This window comes from uncultured Porphyromonas sp. (assembly GCF_947254915.1).
In the GTDB taxonomy this organism is placed as follows: domain Bacteria; phylum Bacteroidota; class Bacteroidia; order Bacteroidales; family Porphyromonadaceae; genus Porphyromonas.
This window is the reverse complement of the sequence record NZ_CAMYEZ010000043.1, coordinates 1-15,335: the sequence shown is the minus strand read 5'-3', so window position 1 is coordinate 15,335 and position 15,335 is coordinate 1. Positions and strand designations below refer to the sequence as shown.

Annotated in this window: 8 protein-coding genes and 1 pseudogene; 4 read left to right on the top strand and 5 right to left on the bottom strand. The window is 50.6% G+C overall.

Going from position 1 to position 15,335, the window contains the following annotated elements; genetic code table 11:
• Nucleotides 1-180: 180 nt before the first annotated feature.
• The 5 genes from Q0X57_RS04070 to Q0X57_RS04050 form a co-directional block, all read right to left on the bottom strand.
• Entirely contained in the window at nt 181-1,749 is a 1,569-nt protein-coding gene (locus Q0X57_RS04070) for a hypothetical protein (RefSeq protein ID WP_297728033.1), read from the bottom strand.
• Nucleotides 1,750-1,815: 66 nt separating this feature from the next.
• Nucleotides 1,816-3,492, bottom strand: coding sequence for a DUF6850 family outer membrane beta-barrel protein (locus Q0X57_RS04065; RefSeq protein WP_297728031.1), 1,677 nt, complete (start codon nt 3,490-3,492; stop codon nt 1,816-1,818).
• 6 nt (nt 3,493-3,498) lie between these two features.
• Nucleotides 3,499-6,312, bottom strand: a complete 2,814-nt coding sequence (locus tag Q0X57_RS04060; RefSeq protein ID WP_297728028.1) for a TonB-dependent receptor — start codon at nt 6,310-6,312, stop codon at nt 3,499-3,501.
• Nucleotides 6,313-6,413: 101 nt separating this feature from the next.
• Nucleotides 6,414-7,622 (bottom strand): DUF4876 domain-containing protein, encoded by a 1,209-nt coding sequence (locus tag Q0X57_RS04055; RefSeq protein ID WP_297728025.1) that lies wholly within the window; start codon nt 7,620-7,622, stop codon nt 6,414-6,416.
• 564 nt (nt 7,623-8,186) lie between these two features.
• Nucleotides 8,187-10,643: a T9SS type A sorting domain-containing protein gene (locus tag Q0X57_RS04050; RefSeq protein ID WP_297728022.1), complete on the bottom strand. Its 2,457-nt coding sequence runs from the start codon at nt 10,641-10,643 to the stop codon at nt 8,187-8,189.
• Between the two features lie 538 nt (nt 10,644-11,181).
• On the opposite strand from Q0X57_RS04050, the gene Q0X57_RS04045 reads away from it, so the two are divergent.
• From Q0X57_RS04045 to Q0X57_RS04030, 4 genes and pseudogenes are all read left to right on the top strand, one after another.
• On the top strand, nt 11,182-11,775 hold the full coding sequence (locus Q0X57_RS04045) for a hypothetical protein (protein ID WP_297728019.1): 594 nt from the start codon (nt 11,182-11,184) through the stop codon (nt 11,773-11,775).
• 70 nt (nt 11,776-11,845) lie between these two features.
• Nucleotides 11,846-12,832 carry a DUF2764 family protein gene (locus Q0X57_RS04040; RefSeq protein ID WP_297728017.1) on the top strand — a complete coding sequence of 329 codons (987 nt, stop codon included), beginning with the start codon at nt 11,846-11,848 and terminating at the stop codon, nt 12,830-12,832.
• A gap of 8 nt (nt 12,833-12,840) precedes the next feature.
• Entirely contained in the window at nt 12,841-14,610 is a 1,770-nt protein-coding gene (locus Q0X57_RS04035; protein ID WP_297728014.1) for a V-type ATP synthase subunit A, read from the top strand.
• Between the two features lie 23 nt (nt 14,611-14,633).
• Nucleotides 14,634-15,335, top strand: a pseudogene (locus tag Q0X57_RS04030) (V-type ATP synthase subunit B); the annotation flags it as partial.

Below are 15,335 nucleotides of genomic sequence, written 5' to 3'. Positions count from 1 at the left end.
TGGCTAAATATACCCGAGGAAGTAGTCGGCCTACCCTCGTAGAGAGGTCGTCTTGGGGTTAGTCGGTTAGGAGCGTAGAAGGGTACCACTGCCCCATCCTCCCAAGAGGAGAAGCAGGGCAAAGACAATCGGGTAAAGTATTCGTTTTGTCATAGATTATATTTGATTTAAAATTCAACTTCAGATGATGAGCTTACAGCTACTACTACCTATCCGCAATATGTACACACCTTTAGATAGAGGTATGTAGCTATCGGTGTGGGTGAGTGTAGTCTGTAAGAGCTGTGTACCATCTAGCGTGTAGATGGTGAGCGTCTTGTAGGGTAGCTCTGCTCCTCTGACCCTTATGCCAGCTCCCTCGACAAAACACTGGTAAGGCTCCGTCTGAAGTGGAGCTTCGCATGCTCTGTGATCACCCTCGTAGGGTATCCATGTGTGAGAGGAAGCATCCCACTGGGAGGGTTGCCATCTCTTAGCCTTAGCCTCGGCGACTTGCTTGGGGCGCATTTGATTCGTCTCAGGTCTTACCGAGTCATCATAGATACCTAGTATAGCTGGACTCTCCGCCTCAGGGATCATCAGTAGCCCGTCTACGATCTGCTGCACGAGCACCTCTGATAGATGCCCCTGACTACAGATGAAGGAGCGCAGTCTCGGCATAATCCTAAAGCACATCTCCTCTACTTGATTGCCCGCAAAGCTTAGACGGGTAGCAATAGGTAGCTGATCCAGAAAGAGAGCTGATATCTTACAGCTGTCAGCTACGATCTCTTCGATAGCACCTCGCACTGTGATGGCGGGCTTATCTAGTATATACTGGATGCGCTCTCCATTGCGCCACTCCCCCTTAACCCCTCGCATGAGGAGCTCCGTTCCCTCCTTGACTCGTACGGTGAAGGATATAGGCTCTCCGAGCTCTATCTCTGGATAAAAGGTCGTAAAGGAGAGATCTGAGCGATCTATGGGGAGACTCTTGTCATAGGACTGGTAGATGTCACTACTTGTACGACACTTGACGGTCCAGCCCTTAGCTTGTAGCTGGTCGATATGCTCCTGGGTGATAGTGTTCTGCTCATAAGGATCCACCTTACTTAAGACCACGATGGAGCCTCGCTGTGCATTGGGTGTCAGATTGGGCAGATGAGCGATGAGGCTGTCTATCCCTTCGGCCATAAACCTATTGGAGTAGATGAAGAGCTGGTTGAGGAAGGGACAATCAGCAAAGTCTAGTGTGGAGATCATATTGCCACTACAATTGAGCGTGGAGAGCTGTGGGCAGTTACTTAGATCTAGCTGCTTGAGATAGTTATTGTCCACAAAGACCTGCTGTAGCTGCTCATTTAGCGTGAGGTCTAACTCCTTAATAAGATTGTTAGCACACTGGAGCTGCGCTAGATAGTCGCAGTAGTATAGGTTCAGCTTGCGTATCTTATTGTCATTGATCGCGAGCCACTCCAGCGACAAGGCGCGAGACAAATCTATGTCTGTAATGCCACACCCATTGGCGTTGAAGTCAGTGATCGGTCCTGTGAAAGTAATCTCTTGAGACAAGACCTCATAAGAGACATCCTCGGCTGGGTCGTATATACCCTTTAGTCCCTCGATGGTGATATCTCCATTGGCAATGATATTGAGGGTAATGGTTTCGCCTATCTTCTTGTCTGTCGTAATCTTGATGGCTTCGCGCTGCTGAGCAAAGCTTGTCAGCGGTAGAAGGAGTATGACGAAGTAGAGTATATACTTGTGCATAGCTTATAGTTGGTTTATTGGATTAGTAATCGCTCTTCGTAGGTGTGACGAGCAGAAGCAAAGGAATTAGATACGGTAAGTCAAGGAGAGGAGGAGTCCGTAGGAGCGAGCCTGCTCCCCGATTAGCTCTGGATGGCTAAATATACCCGAGGAAGTAGTCGGCCTACCCTCGTAGAGAGGTCGTCTTGTGCTTAGTCGATTAGGAGCGTAGAAGGCATCCACGCTTATTGTCATCGCTTGGCTACGTGGCAGTGAGATGGATAGCTGACTGTGCCATCTAAGCTCTAGACCAGACTTGAGCTTACTCAGTAGAGGCAGGTAAGCCAGCTGGTAGTCGAGCTGATCCTTGTAGCCACGCTCCACGACATAGGTCGATGAGAGCGGTAGACGATACGCCACGGAGAGAGCCGTGTAGAGCCGATCGCTGTACCGATAGTCACAGCCCGCCCAGGGTCTCACGACACTATAGTCTATGTGATTAGAGCTCCCCTTGTAAAGCTCCTGATGATAGTGATAGCCCCCGCCGAGGGAGAGAGCTAGCTGATGCCTAGAGGAGAGAGGGATCTGGTAGCGTCCTCTGAGCTGAGCGTCGTAATCTGCCTGCTGATAGGTCTGTCGCTGACCGATCTGGCGTAGATCTGTGATCGTGAGATGCTCTTGGTCTGGCTGATGGGTCGCATAGATATACTCGGTGCCTAGACGATGTAGTATGCTACTCTCTAGAGCCAAAGTACATCTTCCCCACCCTGCACTACTGAGCAGTCTCACATTATTATTAAGGAGTCCGAAGAGCCCAGCAGCGGACGACTCTTCCGTCCGCATCTTGTAGAGTTGGTCAGAGAGTAAGAGCGTATAGTGAGGAGCTCCGAGCTCACGCTGTCTACTCCTTAATAGTAGGTCTACTGCCACACCACCCATATAGTGCATACGAGAGGTGCCAAAGAAGATTTTAGTATTCTGCACATCCACCATCCCAAAGCCGTACGTTAGCGGGAACTTGTCCTGCTGTGAGGGTCTCCAGAGCCATAAGTTCATATACTTACGATGATAGAGCGCATGTAGCGTAGCCGATAGATCTAGCGAGCTAAAGTGATGCTTGTAGCCTAGAGTCGCTTGGAGAGTACCAGTCGTATTGTAGACACGAGGGTCTTCGTACTTATAGGCTATCTCCCCAGCGAAGTGTAGCCCAGCGCCCAGCTCTGAGGCACCTCGTCTGAGCGCATAGAGAGCGCCTGCGATATAATGCTCGTAGCGATAGGCACCGCCAGAAGTGTCAGCGACAAGGTATGGTAGGTAGTACTCAGGCTGTCGTATGGCTGAGTAACCTATCGCGCCCTGATAGCCTAAGCCTACGGAGACATAGCCACTGAGACGACCTCGATGCTTGAAGTTTGCCACCCCCATCGCCAGTAGCTCTCCAGCCGTCTCCGTAGCTCCCTCGTAAGGAGCTCTGACCCCGTCCTGAGAGAGGTAGTTACTCCGTAGTCCCACGAGAGCATAGGTCGTGTCTTGCGGTATCTCCATTGGGATTGTGTAGCGTACCTTAGCAAGCTTATCCTCAACTCGTGGTGTGATCTCCTCATAGTACCTTTGGAGCGCAGAGCTATAGACCTCTCCCTGCCCTATGATAAAGGGGGAAGCGGGCATCTGCGCCTTTGCTGCCGCTACATAGCCGAGCAGTAGTAAGCAAAGGGCGAAGCTACGGATAGATAGAGAGGAGTGGGTGAAGGCGTGTAGATACATAGTGTGCTAAAACTTTACGGAGGTCTCTAGTCCAAAGTAAGGTACGACCCACTCACGAGCCGTCGTTTTGTCTTTCTGCAGATACTTCGGAGAGATGTCTATAATGTTGTCGATAAAGAATGAGAGCCGGATGTGCTCGCCTAGTTGCTTCGTACCCTTGAAGCTCATACGCACAGATATCGGCTTTATATTCGCCCGATAGTAGAGTTCGTCCAGAGATCTATTGAGATAGCGCATCGGAGAGGAGAGGTCATTCATCTGTGCGATCTCCTTCTCACCGACAGGTAGTTTACGACCATTCAGATCCATCAGCTCATAGGGGTAAGGGCTCTGCTCACGCCCATAGTAAGACTTGCTAAACCATATCACCTGAAAGAAGTTGGTCAGTATCACCCCCCACTCGGGGATGTGCGTTGTAGCCCATAGATTGGTATTGACACGGTGATAGTGACGATGATCCCCCTTGCCGTAGATACCTACGTAAGGGTACTTAACGTCGAACTCGATAATCTCCGGACGGTACATAACGGGTATAGCAGAGGCGTATAGCGTGTGGTAGTAAGCTCCATTGAGCTCAAACTGCGTACGGATAGCCTTAAAGTAAGGAGTCCGCAGACGGTACTCGATGCCACGCTTCACCGTGCGCTCAGAGTTTTGCACCGTTGAGAGAGAGGTAAAGTCTTGGTAAAGGTCCTCATAGAAGTCCTCCTTGACAGGTCTCCTATCAGCAGGGAGCGAGCCTCCGATAGGACGGCGGTAGGTAGGATAAGTGATCGGATAATAGGCTGGAGCATAGGCGTACCCGCTATTCATATCCTCCCGAAAGAGCGTCACAGCGAGCGTATAGCGCTGATAAGAGAGATCTATGCCGATCTCTTTCTTCTCATTGCTCATAGCCCTTAGATTAGGGTTGGAGGGGTCGTGCTTGATCGCGTAAGTCATCAAGTGGTCTCTCTTAGGGTCGCTGTAGTAGGCGTTAAGAGCGGAGAAGTATCGGTAGACGTTGTCTGGATATAGGTAGTCTAGCGTGGGTAGCTTATGAGCCACACCATATCCTAGGCGCACAGCCGTGGCAAAGCCCGAAGGTGCCGTATAGGTCCACGAGAGCTTGATGCGTGGGTCGAGTAGTATCTCGTGTGCTAGACGATAGTTGTGCGGTAGATTGAGCATCTGCGTGGCACGTAGTCCCACATTGCCATCTATGCGGTGACTACCTAATGAGACGAAGAGCCGATCCTCTAGGAAGGCTGCTATACTCGAGAGCGCTGGGATGGCATAGTTAGGGCGAACCCATATAAACGTATTGTCACCAGGATAAGGAGGGCGGGAAGGATCTATGACGGCACCTCGTCCCCAGTTCTTAGCAATGGAGTAGTCGACACCATATAGTAGTGTCTGCTGTAGAGGAGCCAGCCAGGCCATAGGACTCTCACCCGATAGTGTGGTCTGAAGTGCTAAGGGCTGATTGTCCATCTTGTAGTAAGCATAGTAAGAGGTCGGGAGGAATTCACCCTCTTGTAGTCCCATCTCCCTACTGATAGGCATGACAGCGGGACCTCGCCCAGATAGATAGAGATACTTACGACTGAGGAGGTCGTAGGTATAGTCCACCGTCGATCTCCACGACAAAGTCCTAAGCCACGAGAGCTGAGGCGCCCAACGAGCATTAGCCACCAGTGTCGTGCGGTAGTACTCTGTATTGTATCGCTCATCTTGCTGCTCTACCAGCTCGTCCGTGCGACTGTTTTGTATAGAGGCGGTCTGGTGTAGCGTAGCGGTCACGTCTAGCACACCTCCAGTATCACCGAGGTCTCTATGGTAGGCGTAGGAGAGCTGTGCTGTAGCTCTTGTGTAGCGCTCTAGGCGCTCTCTAGGATCACTTCGGTAGTCCACCACATCGCCGCCAATGTGTAGACTGTTGTAACCCGTAGAGCCGAGAGCTATACCCTTGCCTATATAAGCTAACTTGAAGAGCGGATCTACCTTAGCACGCCCCTCCCAGGGCGTCACACCACGCTTAGGGTGTAGCTTGATCGCTCCACTACTTAGATTACCCTCGGAGGCGGAGCTAATACCCTGCTCTACCTCGACACGGTCATAGTGATTGGTCGAGAGCGTACGCAGATCTATCCCCGAGTTGAGCGAGCTACGCCTCGTGACCACCCGATCTGGCAGGTAGGTCGAGAAGCGACTCATACTAGTCAGCCCCTGCATCTGCACACGAGAGGCATCGTTGGTAATAGGAGCACCATCTATCATGATTGAGGTGCCGAGGGAGCTGTTATCGTCCTGTCCTACCTGACGATTGGTCACCCCCTTGAAGTCTCCTATGCCAGGCGTCGTAGTCACAGCACCTGGGAGTAGGAGCAAGATATCTTTTATCGAGACGGGCTGTATGTTTTGCATAGCCTCCTGACCGATGACCACCTCGCTCTTGTCCTTACGGTAGGCACCCAGCACCTCCACCTCAGGGAGCTCTATGCTCAGCCTACGTAGGGAGATGTCAAGCTGCTCTAGCCCCTGGACCGAAAGCGTGCGACTATATGGAGCGAAGCCGACACAGCGCACTACCAGTGTGTAGGTACCCCCCTGTCGGAGAGGCAGGGTAAAGCGACCATCAGCATCACAGACTACACCCTGATTGGTCTCGCTGATCCCTACTGTAGCCCATCCGATAGGAGCGTGGTCCTTAGCATTGCGTACACGTCCTGTGATGCCGATTGCTGGCGGAGAAGTCGTATACGACATGGCAAAGCTAAGCTCAGGTAGGAGCAAGAGCCAAAGCGTGATAAGCGTCAATAGCGTATGTCTGTGTAGCATAGCCATAGTGTGTGTGCGGTCAGTAAGGTTAGGTAGGGGGACGTATCTATGCACGCCCCCCTACGGTAGATAATTAAGATGTGATGGGCTTAGCGAGTCTCTTACTTCTTAGGATAAGCGTTTTGCCCCTGTACACGCTCATAGTCGTTGGTTGAGTTGTTAGTATCGATCCAATGAGTGCGACCATTGCGCATCTCCGTCTTGCGGTGTGCTAGTTGCTGACGGTGGCAGCCCGTCACGTAGAAGTTTCCCTTGTCAACCGTAATCGGTAGCGCACGCGTCTTGAACTGTCCTTCGCAACCCGTCTCCACGCCATCTAGGATAAGGTCTACAGGGATGGTGTAGTAGTTCTCCGTTTCGCCCTTTTTATTAGTCACCTGCATGACATGATCCTTAAGGAATGCACTTAGATCGCCCTCCACCTTAAAGAGGAGTGGTGGCCAAAAGCCTCTAGGAAATGCGATACCCGTACTAGAGAAGGCGTCTACGATGATATTCATATTGGGTACATCAGGATTGTCCGTGTCTGTAATCTTATAGCCATTACGCTCTACATCTGGGAAGAGGAACTCAAAGTCAGCTCCTGAGAGGTCTACAGAGTTTGGCTTATCCTCGGTATGATGATTGATAGCCGTCGCAGCAACAATCTTGAACTCTCCAGGCTTGATTGGATACTCCTTACCACTCCCGGGGAACTGATAGATACCTCCCACGGGTAGCTCCCCTTTGTCTGCTAGATACTTAGTCCAGGGAGACTCTGGCATTGGGTTAGCATGAGCTGTCACAGCGTAGCAGACGCCATCGAGGTACTCGGTCTTCTCCCCATTGTTGACTATCATAAAGTACTGATCTGGGTGCATCATCTGAGCATTGGTCTCGCCATTGAAGAAGATGTCACCGAAGATGAGATGAGACTTTTCAGGCGTAGGAGCCTCACCTATCTGGACAGGTATGGAGAGAGTCATAGCATCGCTGATGACGACGTTTTCCTTTCCCCCCACGAGCGTGCGGTGATCCACAGTCTCACCCGATACGGCAAAGCTATAGGTACCCTTGTCGAGAGTAAGCTCTACGGTACGGCTCTTCTTGTCGACCTGCGTCTCGCTCTTCTTGAGCGTGCGACTATCGGTGACGGTGAGCATGAGCTTGGCGAGCTCGACCTCCTTGTCTAGCCCCAGCTGCACAGTTACTTTGCACTGTGTGCCTTTATTTGGATCTAGGTTATTCGGATCTTCCTTACAGCCACCCAGTATGAGGGCGGACAAGGCGATCAGCACTAGTGTGATTGATGTTACCTTAGGTATTCTCATTGTCTTAGGATTGATTTATTTGATGCTTTAGAAACTTCTAGATTCAGCGAGCATGTGCTCAAGTTAAGTCATCCCCCGCCGAAATTCTTTGCAAAGTTAGAGAGCCTACAGGCACTCTACAACCCTATCTTTAGGTATTTTACAGTCTTAGGTATAGCAAATAGAGACTGTTGCAAAAGTCAACAGTCTCACAATCTTGCTTGCAAGATTGTCCTGACTTTGCAGAAAGGATGAAGCGCAAGGCGCTGAGGGTGAGGTCTGAAGGGAGCATACCTCCGTATGTGACCGAAGCCGAATCCCGAAAGCAACACAGCGATTCGCCTTTATGCAACAGTCTCAAATAAAATGGAGTGGATCACGCACAGTGTAGGGGGTATAGCCGATGGCAAATTCACGTCCAATTGCAAGGTAACTACGAGGGCATTGACACGGCTCCTCCCATGAGCAATTATTTTCATCAGTAGGAACTACAGGTTCCAAATACTTAAGGGCTAATACAACGAGAGGACCTGTCTGACGATAGGTCCTCTCGGTTAATTCATTAAGCGCCTAATGGCGACAGTACTATTGCGCTACTATAATCTTGTGCATACGATCTGCAATCTGCAGGCAGTAGTATCCATTGGGGAGACCGACGAGAGCTAGCCGTGCGGCACCCTGAGCATCTGTCTCTGCCTGCAGGACAACCTGTCCATCAAATGTGTAGAGCACCATCGACGTGTGAGCCTTGGCGCCCTCTACACAGAGGTAGTCTGTGGCTGGATTAGGATAGAGCTTGATGCCGTCATCTGCTGTCGTCAAGGTGATGCCAACGCCCTCGGGAGTTTTGGACTCTACGAGCCACCCCTTCTCGGTAGCCGTGGCGTGATGAGCTGTAGCTGCTCCTGGCGTCTCATAGACAAAGAGCTTCTTATGATCCTTGATGTTTGGATCAACAGCTATAGCGCTGAGGTCTGGTAGAGCTGCGTAAATTGCATTGAGCTGATCTGCGTCTAGCAGGTTGTGATGCAGCGATACGATGATAAGCTTAGATAGCCCAGAGAGACTGAGCTGTGCAAACTGATTGTTGTCTAGATAGAGTTTCGTCAGCTTGACATTCTTCGAGAGATCTATCGTCTGGAGCTTATTGCTGGAGAGCTCTAGTATCTTCAGTCGATCGTTGATCTTTAGATTGATCGTCGTCAGCATATTATCGTTTGCCTCTAGGGTAGACAGACGCTTTTGCTTACTTACATCTAAGGCGCTCAGTCCGCATGCAGAGACATGAAGTCTAGAGATTGACGTGTTAGGAGTGATATCTACTTGACCTATCTTGTTACCATTGAGTATGAGCTCTATTAGGCTCGTATTATGGCTTAGATCAATGGTAGTTAGAGCATTTGAAGCAAGGTTTAGATTGCGGAGAGCCTTTAGTGCCGAGAGATCTATCTTGGTGATCTTATTGCTCTCTAGATATAGCCAGGTGAGCTCAGCATTGTGCTGCAGGTCTAGTGATGTGAGCTGGTTAAAGTCTAGGTCTAGATCTGTCAGCTTAACATTCTTCGTAATGTCTAGCTCTGTCAGCTTGTTTTGGTCCGCTTGTAGCTCCTCTAGGTTTGTGAGGTTCTGGACATTTAGCTGACTCAGCTCATTATCAGATAGGACTAGGTTCTTCAACTGAGAGTTGTGCGACAGATCTAGTGTCGATAGCTTATTGACATTGGCTCTCAGGAGTGTCAGCTTCTTTTGAGCAGAGAGGTCGAGCGCGCTAAGGCTGTTCTTATCTATATAGAGCTGCTGCAGAGCAGTCTGCTTGCTTAGGTCTATGGCGGACAACTTATTTTCCGTGAGGTAAAGCTCTTTGAGTGCTGTCAGGGCTTTGAGGTCTATTTCAGAGACTCCCTGCTGCGCTAGGTTAAGCTTAGTAATAGCCAGAGGATTGCCCTTGATGCGTATCTGTGACCCCTTGATAGTTCCTTCCTTGCGCTTAGTAATCTGAGCAAAGTCTCCAGCCTGGTAAGAGATAAAGTTGCCATCACCCCAGTCAATCTCAAAGGCCTCTGTGGAGGCAACACCAATGTGTCCCTTCGTACCAGACTGAAGCGTCGTAGTCCATGAGACGATGTTGTCTGTAGCTGGAGCCTCCAGTCGTTCATAGCTATAGGTATAGTTGGCATGCTCGTTTTCCTTTTTGTTGATATCAAGAAGCAGGATCTGCTCAGAGAGACGAGCATAACGATCTACAGGTACCTCTGGGAAGTAACTTTGCGGAAAGCCATAAGGTAAGCAGTCTGCTTGGAGCAACGACTTGTCAGAGGTATAGTTGTAAATAGCTGTTGGGAAGTCGATACCAACCTCAAAGAGTTCCATTTTGCTACATGCGCCATCGGCATCGTACTGATAACGTTTAGTCTTATCAAGCTTGAGGGTAGAGCCTTGAAGGGTATAGACTTTGACCTCTGAGAGCTGTCCCTCAGCGGTGTAGCTGTAGTCACTTCGTATAGCCTCAGCTAGGCCATCAGAGGACACTGATTTGTAGTCTGAGACACGGCTGACTAGTCCTTGCTCGTTATAGCTATAATCAAGGCGACGTATGGTCATGTCTTTGCTATAATCATAGACCTCAACGGACTTCTTACGGCCCTGATTATCGTAGCTGTATTCATGGTCTTCTAGAGCGTTGTACTCTGTACCATAGTAGACACTCTTGGTGTATAACTTTAGAAGACCTTTGTCATTGTACTTATAGTCATAGTGATTGGCTAGATACCACTGCTTCTTATAGCTACTAAACTGCCATTCGTCAAGCTGGACTAGTCGCTTAGACGCATCGTACTTGGGGACCTCCTTGAGCATCCAGCGACCTCCTTGCTGAGTGGTAATAGAGTCTAGGATACGATCCGTATAGTAGTATTTGTAGATTTCCTCTTTTTTGTCTCTAGTGCCAGAGACCTTGGAGAGCTGGTAAGCTTGTCCCTTCGTAAGACTGGGACAGAGGAGAGCTCCAATCAGAAAAATGGATAGAGTAATGTTTCTAAGCATAGGGTTACTATTTAGAGTGATTGTTTAGTGTAAAGGGAGCACTAGGCTCTCCACTACGCCGACTAAGGTAGCTATATTTTTTCATTTAGACACGGGTTGTTTTTTATTTCTACACAATCAACAAACCATGTAAAGCGACGTTTCCTAAGACTCCACGGAGGATTTTTGCGATTCACTCCGTGGATATTTCTGATTATTCAGTGAGGAACGGACAAATTCTTCGGAACTTCGAAATCTTTCTTCCGAAGTTTCATTTCATTCTTCCGAACTTTTATTTTGCCCCTCTGTGGGGAATTTTCGTTTTCCAGCGAGTTATTTGCAGATTCCTCCGTGAGGATCGATATTCACCACCACAAAGTACCAGCTCTAGTCGCCCCCTACCCTTACTTTGACAAAGACTTTTTCGCTTTTGTAAGGTTGAAGCGTTGTAATTATTGGAGCAAATTATTACCTTTGCGACTGTAAGGGCGTACACCCACGCAGATGCTCACTACTAGTACGCTCTACAGACCAAGCTAAAACATAGACTACAATATAGATGGACTCCAAGATTAAGGAACTCACCGATAAGATCTACCATGAAGGGGTAGAAAAGGGAAATCAAGAGGCTGCTCAGATCTTAGCTAAGGCTAAGCAGCAGAGCGACGAGATGATCGCTACCGCACAAGCCGAGGCACAGCGCATCGTGAGTGATGCCCAGCGTCAAGCAGCGGATCTAACCAAAAACACCCAGTCTGAGCTCAAGCTATACGCTGAGCAGGTGGTTAGCTCTACGCAGAGTACCATCGCAGACAGTCTGACCGATCGCATCGTACGCGACAATGTCCAGGCGATGACGACTGATGCGGACTTTATGCAGAAGTTGATGCTTGCCATCGTACAGCAATGGACGGTCGGTGAGCCAATGGTCATCGAGACGGCCAACGCTGAGGCGCTGGAGAAGTATATGCTCGGCAACGCTAAGGCACTACTAGATAGCGGTCAGGTGACGATTCGTATGAGAGCGACGCAGGGTGCAGGCTTCTCCGTAGCACCTGCTGATGGCTCGTACAAGGTCAACTTCGGTGAGGAGGAGTTTGTCAACTTCTTCAAGAGCTTCCTACGTCCTCGTCTTGTGGAGGAGCTTTTCTAAGGAAAGCTATATATAAGGTATAGAGGTGCCACCTACAGAGACGCCTCGCCTACCCTATAGCGACGACATTATGGCAAAGTACTACGCTACCATCGCAGGTCTGCCAAACATTGGTGTAGACGACCGCAAGCTACCGATACAAACGGATGCGCTGCAGGCGGAGCTACGACAGGAGCTCACCAAGCGTGACAGACGTCTCCTAGACCTACTCCTCATGGAGCAGGAGCTACCGCAGATCTTGGAGACGATCAATGCGTGGCTCTCGGACGACTCTATCCACTGGGAGGACGACCCCTCAGAGATTGAGTTGGAGCCTAAAGAGCCCCTAGAGACAATCGACGCCAAGGAGCTGGCTGACTATATCATAGCTATACAGCAGCGCACGAAGCGGCCCCGCACGAAGCAGCTACCTGACTTCATCAAGGAGTACATTGAGATGCGTCTCCCCGACCCCGAGCTGGAGGAGGAGCTTGCCGAGGAGCGAGCTGAGATGCGCGAGGAGCTACAGCAGGCGGAGGAGCCCTACACGATCTGGCAGCTACGCCTAGAGCAGGATAAGCTCATAGCGATGTACTACGACTATCTGATGGGTCAGAAGAATAGTTTCGTAGCTGAGTGGGCGGAGTTTAACCTTAACATCAAGAACATCTTAGCCGCCTACACGAGTCGGCAGCTAGGCTTTGACCCTAAGGAGTATATCATCGGAGGGGGCACGCTGCAGCATCATCTGCGCACTTCGCAGGCTGCGGACTTTAGCATTACGGAGGAGCTCTTTCCTCAGATACAGCAGTTGGTCAATATCAGTCGCGAGGAGGACATCGCTCGTCGCGAGCAGCTGATAGATCGGCTTCGCTGGGATTGGCTGGAGGAGCATACCTTCTCCAAGCCCTTTGACATAGAGTATCTCCTAGCCTACTACCTAGAGCTAGAGATCCTAGAGCGCTGGGTATCACTCAACGAAGAGACGGGCGAGCAAGTCTTCCGTCAGATAGTCTCTCAGCTCAAGCATGAGAGCACCACCTCGCTAGAGGAGTTCAAACGCAAACAAAAGAAATAATAGATACAATGACAAACGGTGTGGTAAAAGGAATCGTCTCTAACCTCGTCACGGTAGAGGTCGATGGTCCCGTATCGCAAAATGAAATATGCTACATCACCGTACGCGGGGTGGAGCTAATGAGCGAGGTGATCAAGGTGATCGGTGCAAACGTATATGTACAGGTCTTCGAGAGTACTCGTGGTATGAAGGTGGGCGACAAGGTCTCTTTCACTGGGCACATGCTTGAGGTGACTCTGGGACCAGGTATGCTCTCTAAGAACTATGACGGTCTGCAGCACGACCTAGACAAGATGGATGGTGTCTTCCTCAAGAGAGGTGACTACACCCATCCACTAGACACGACTAAGAAGTGGGACTTTACGCCTATTGCTAAGGCGGGCGACACGGTACAGGCTGGCTCGTGGCTGGGGCAGGTGGACGAGAATCACCAGCCACACCGCATCATGGTACCTTTCGTCATGAAGGGGAGCTACACGGTCGAGAGTGTCAAGCCGGCGGGTCAGTACACTGTCGAGGAGACGATCGCTGTCATCGTCGACGCTGAGGGCAAGAAGCATGATATCACGATGATCCAGCGTTGGCCTGTCAAGGTACCTATCCAGGTCTACAGCGAGAAGCCTCGTCCCTTCAAGCTTCTAGAGACGGGCGTACGAACCATTGACACGCTAAACCCAATCGTAGAGGGTGGCACGGGCTTTATCCCGGGTCCTTTTGGTACGGGTAAGACGGTCCTCCAGCACGCTATCTCTAAGCAGGCGGAGGCTGACATCGTCATCATGGCTGCCTGCGGTGAGCGTGCTAACGAGGTGGTGGAGATCTTTGCCGAGTTCCCTGAGCTCGAAGACCCACACACGGGACGCAAGCTGATGGAGCGTACGATCATCATCGCTAATACGAGTAACATGCCAGTGGCTGCTCGTGAGGCTTCGGTCTACACGGCTATGACTATCGCTGAGTACTACCGCTCGATGGGTCTCCGAGTACTACTCATGGCGGACTCGACCTCTCGCTGGGCACAGGCTCTGCGTGAGATGTCGAACCGTCTAGAGGAGCTCCCTGGACCAGACGCATTCCCGATGGACTTGTCGGCTATCGTGGCAAACTTCTACGCTCGTGCGGGCTTCGTCTATCTCAACAATGGCGAGACGGGCTCTGTGACTTTCATCGGTACGGTCTCCCCAGCAGGTGGTAACCTCAAGGAGCCTGTCACGGAGAATACGAAGAAGGTGGCTCGATGCTTCTACGCTCTAGAGCAGGAGCGCGCTGATAGTAAGCGTTACCCCGCTGTCAACCCAATCGACAGTTACTCTAAATATATAGAGTACCCCGAGCTCAAGGAGTACATCACGGCAGACCTCGGCTCCGACTGGCTAGACAAGGTAAACGAGATCAAGACTCGCATGCAGCGTGGCAAGGAGATCGCAGAGCAGATCAACATCCTCGGTGATGATGGTGTCCCCGTAGAGTACCACGTTATCTTCTGGAAGTCTGAGTTGATAGACTTTGTGATCCTACAGCAGGATGCCTTTGACGATATCGACTGCAACACGCCCCTGGAGCGCCAGAAGTATATGCTCGACAGAGTAATCAAGATCTGTCACACGGACTTGAACTTTGAGGACTTCAACGAGGTGAGCACTTTCTTCAAGACGCTCATCAACCACCTCAAGCAGATGAACTACTCGGAGTTTCAGAGTGAAGACTTCAAAAAGTATCAGCAGCAGTACGAGCAGCTGATCGAGCAGCAGTCTACGCACGCCTCCTCTAATATCTAACCTCTAGCATCTAACGTCTCACAATGGCTACACAAGCTTTTCAAAAGATATATACACGCATCACCAACATTACCAAAGCTACCTGTATGCTCCACGCTACGGGTGTGGGTAATGACGAGCTAGCTACAATCGATGGCAAGCTCGCTCAGGTGGTTAGAATCAATGAAGACGAGGTAACTCTACAGGTCTTCGCAGGCACTGAGGGCATCCCGACCAATGCTGAGGTTATCTTCCTCGGCAAGGCACCAGCTCTCAAGGTGAGCGACCAATTGGCTGGGCGCTTCTTCAACGCTTACGGAGAGCCTATCGATGGCGGTCCACAGCTAGAGGGCGAAGATGTAGAGATCGGTGGACCTTCGGTCAATCCTGTGCGTCGTGACCAGCCCTCCGAGCTGATTGCCACAGGTATCGCTGGTATCGACCTCAATAACACGCTCGTGACGGGACAGAAGATCCCATTCTTTGCAGACCCTGACCAACCCTTCAACGAGGTGATGGCACTCGTAGCACTTCGTGCCGAGAGCGACAAGATCATCCTTGGCGGTATGGGTCTGACGAACGATGACTACCTTTACTACAAGAAGACCTTTAGCAATGCGGGCGCACTGGATCGTATCGTGAGCTTTATCAATACGACCGAAGACCCCTCCGTGGAGCGTCTGCTAATCCCCGATATGGCTCTGTCGGCAGCTGAGTACTTTGCCGTGCAGAAGCATGAGAAGGTG

What these genes read in the sequence shown, in the direction of transcription:
- Q0X57_RS04060 (WP_297728028.1), bottom strand. Translation starts at nt 6,312, where the DNA reads ATGCTACACAGACATACGCTATTGACGCTTATCACGCTTTGGCTCTTG.
- Q0X57_RS04035 (WP_297728014.1), top strand. Translation starts at nt 12,841, where the DNA reads ATGACAAACGGTGTGGTAAAAGGAATCGTCTCTAACCTCGTCACGGTA.
- Q0X57_RS04050 (WP_297728022.1), bottom strand. Translation starts at nt 10,643, where the DNA reads ATGCTTAGAAACATTACTCTATCCATTTTTCTGATTGGAGCTCTCCTC.
- Q0X57_RS04040 (WP_297728017.1), top strand. Translation starts at nt 11,846, where the DNA reads ATGGCAAAGTACTACGCTACCATCGCAGGTCTGCCAAACATTGGTGTA.
- Q0X57_RS04055 (WP_297728025.1), bottom strand. Translation starts at nt 7,622, where the DNA reads ATGAGAATACCTAAGGTAACATCAATCACACTAGTGCTGATCGCCTTG.
- Q0X57_RS04045 (WP_297728019.1), top strand. Translation starts at nt 11,182, where the DNA reads ATGGACTCCAAGATTAAGGAACTCACCGATAAGATCTACCATGAAGGG.
- Q0X57_RS04070 (WP_297728033.1), bottom strand. Translation starts at nt 1,749, where the DNA reads ATGCACAAGTATATACTCTACTTCGTCATACTCCTTCTACCGCTGACA.
- Q0X57_RS04065 (WP_297728031.1), bottom strand. Translation starts at nt 3,492, where the DNA reads ATGTATCTACACGCCTTCACCCACTCCTCTCTATCTATCCGTAGCTTC.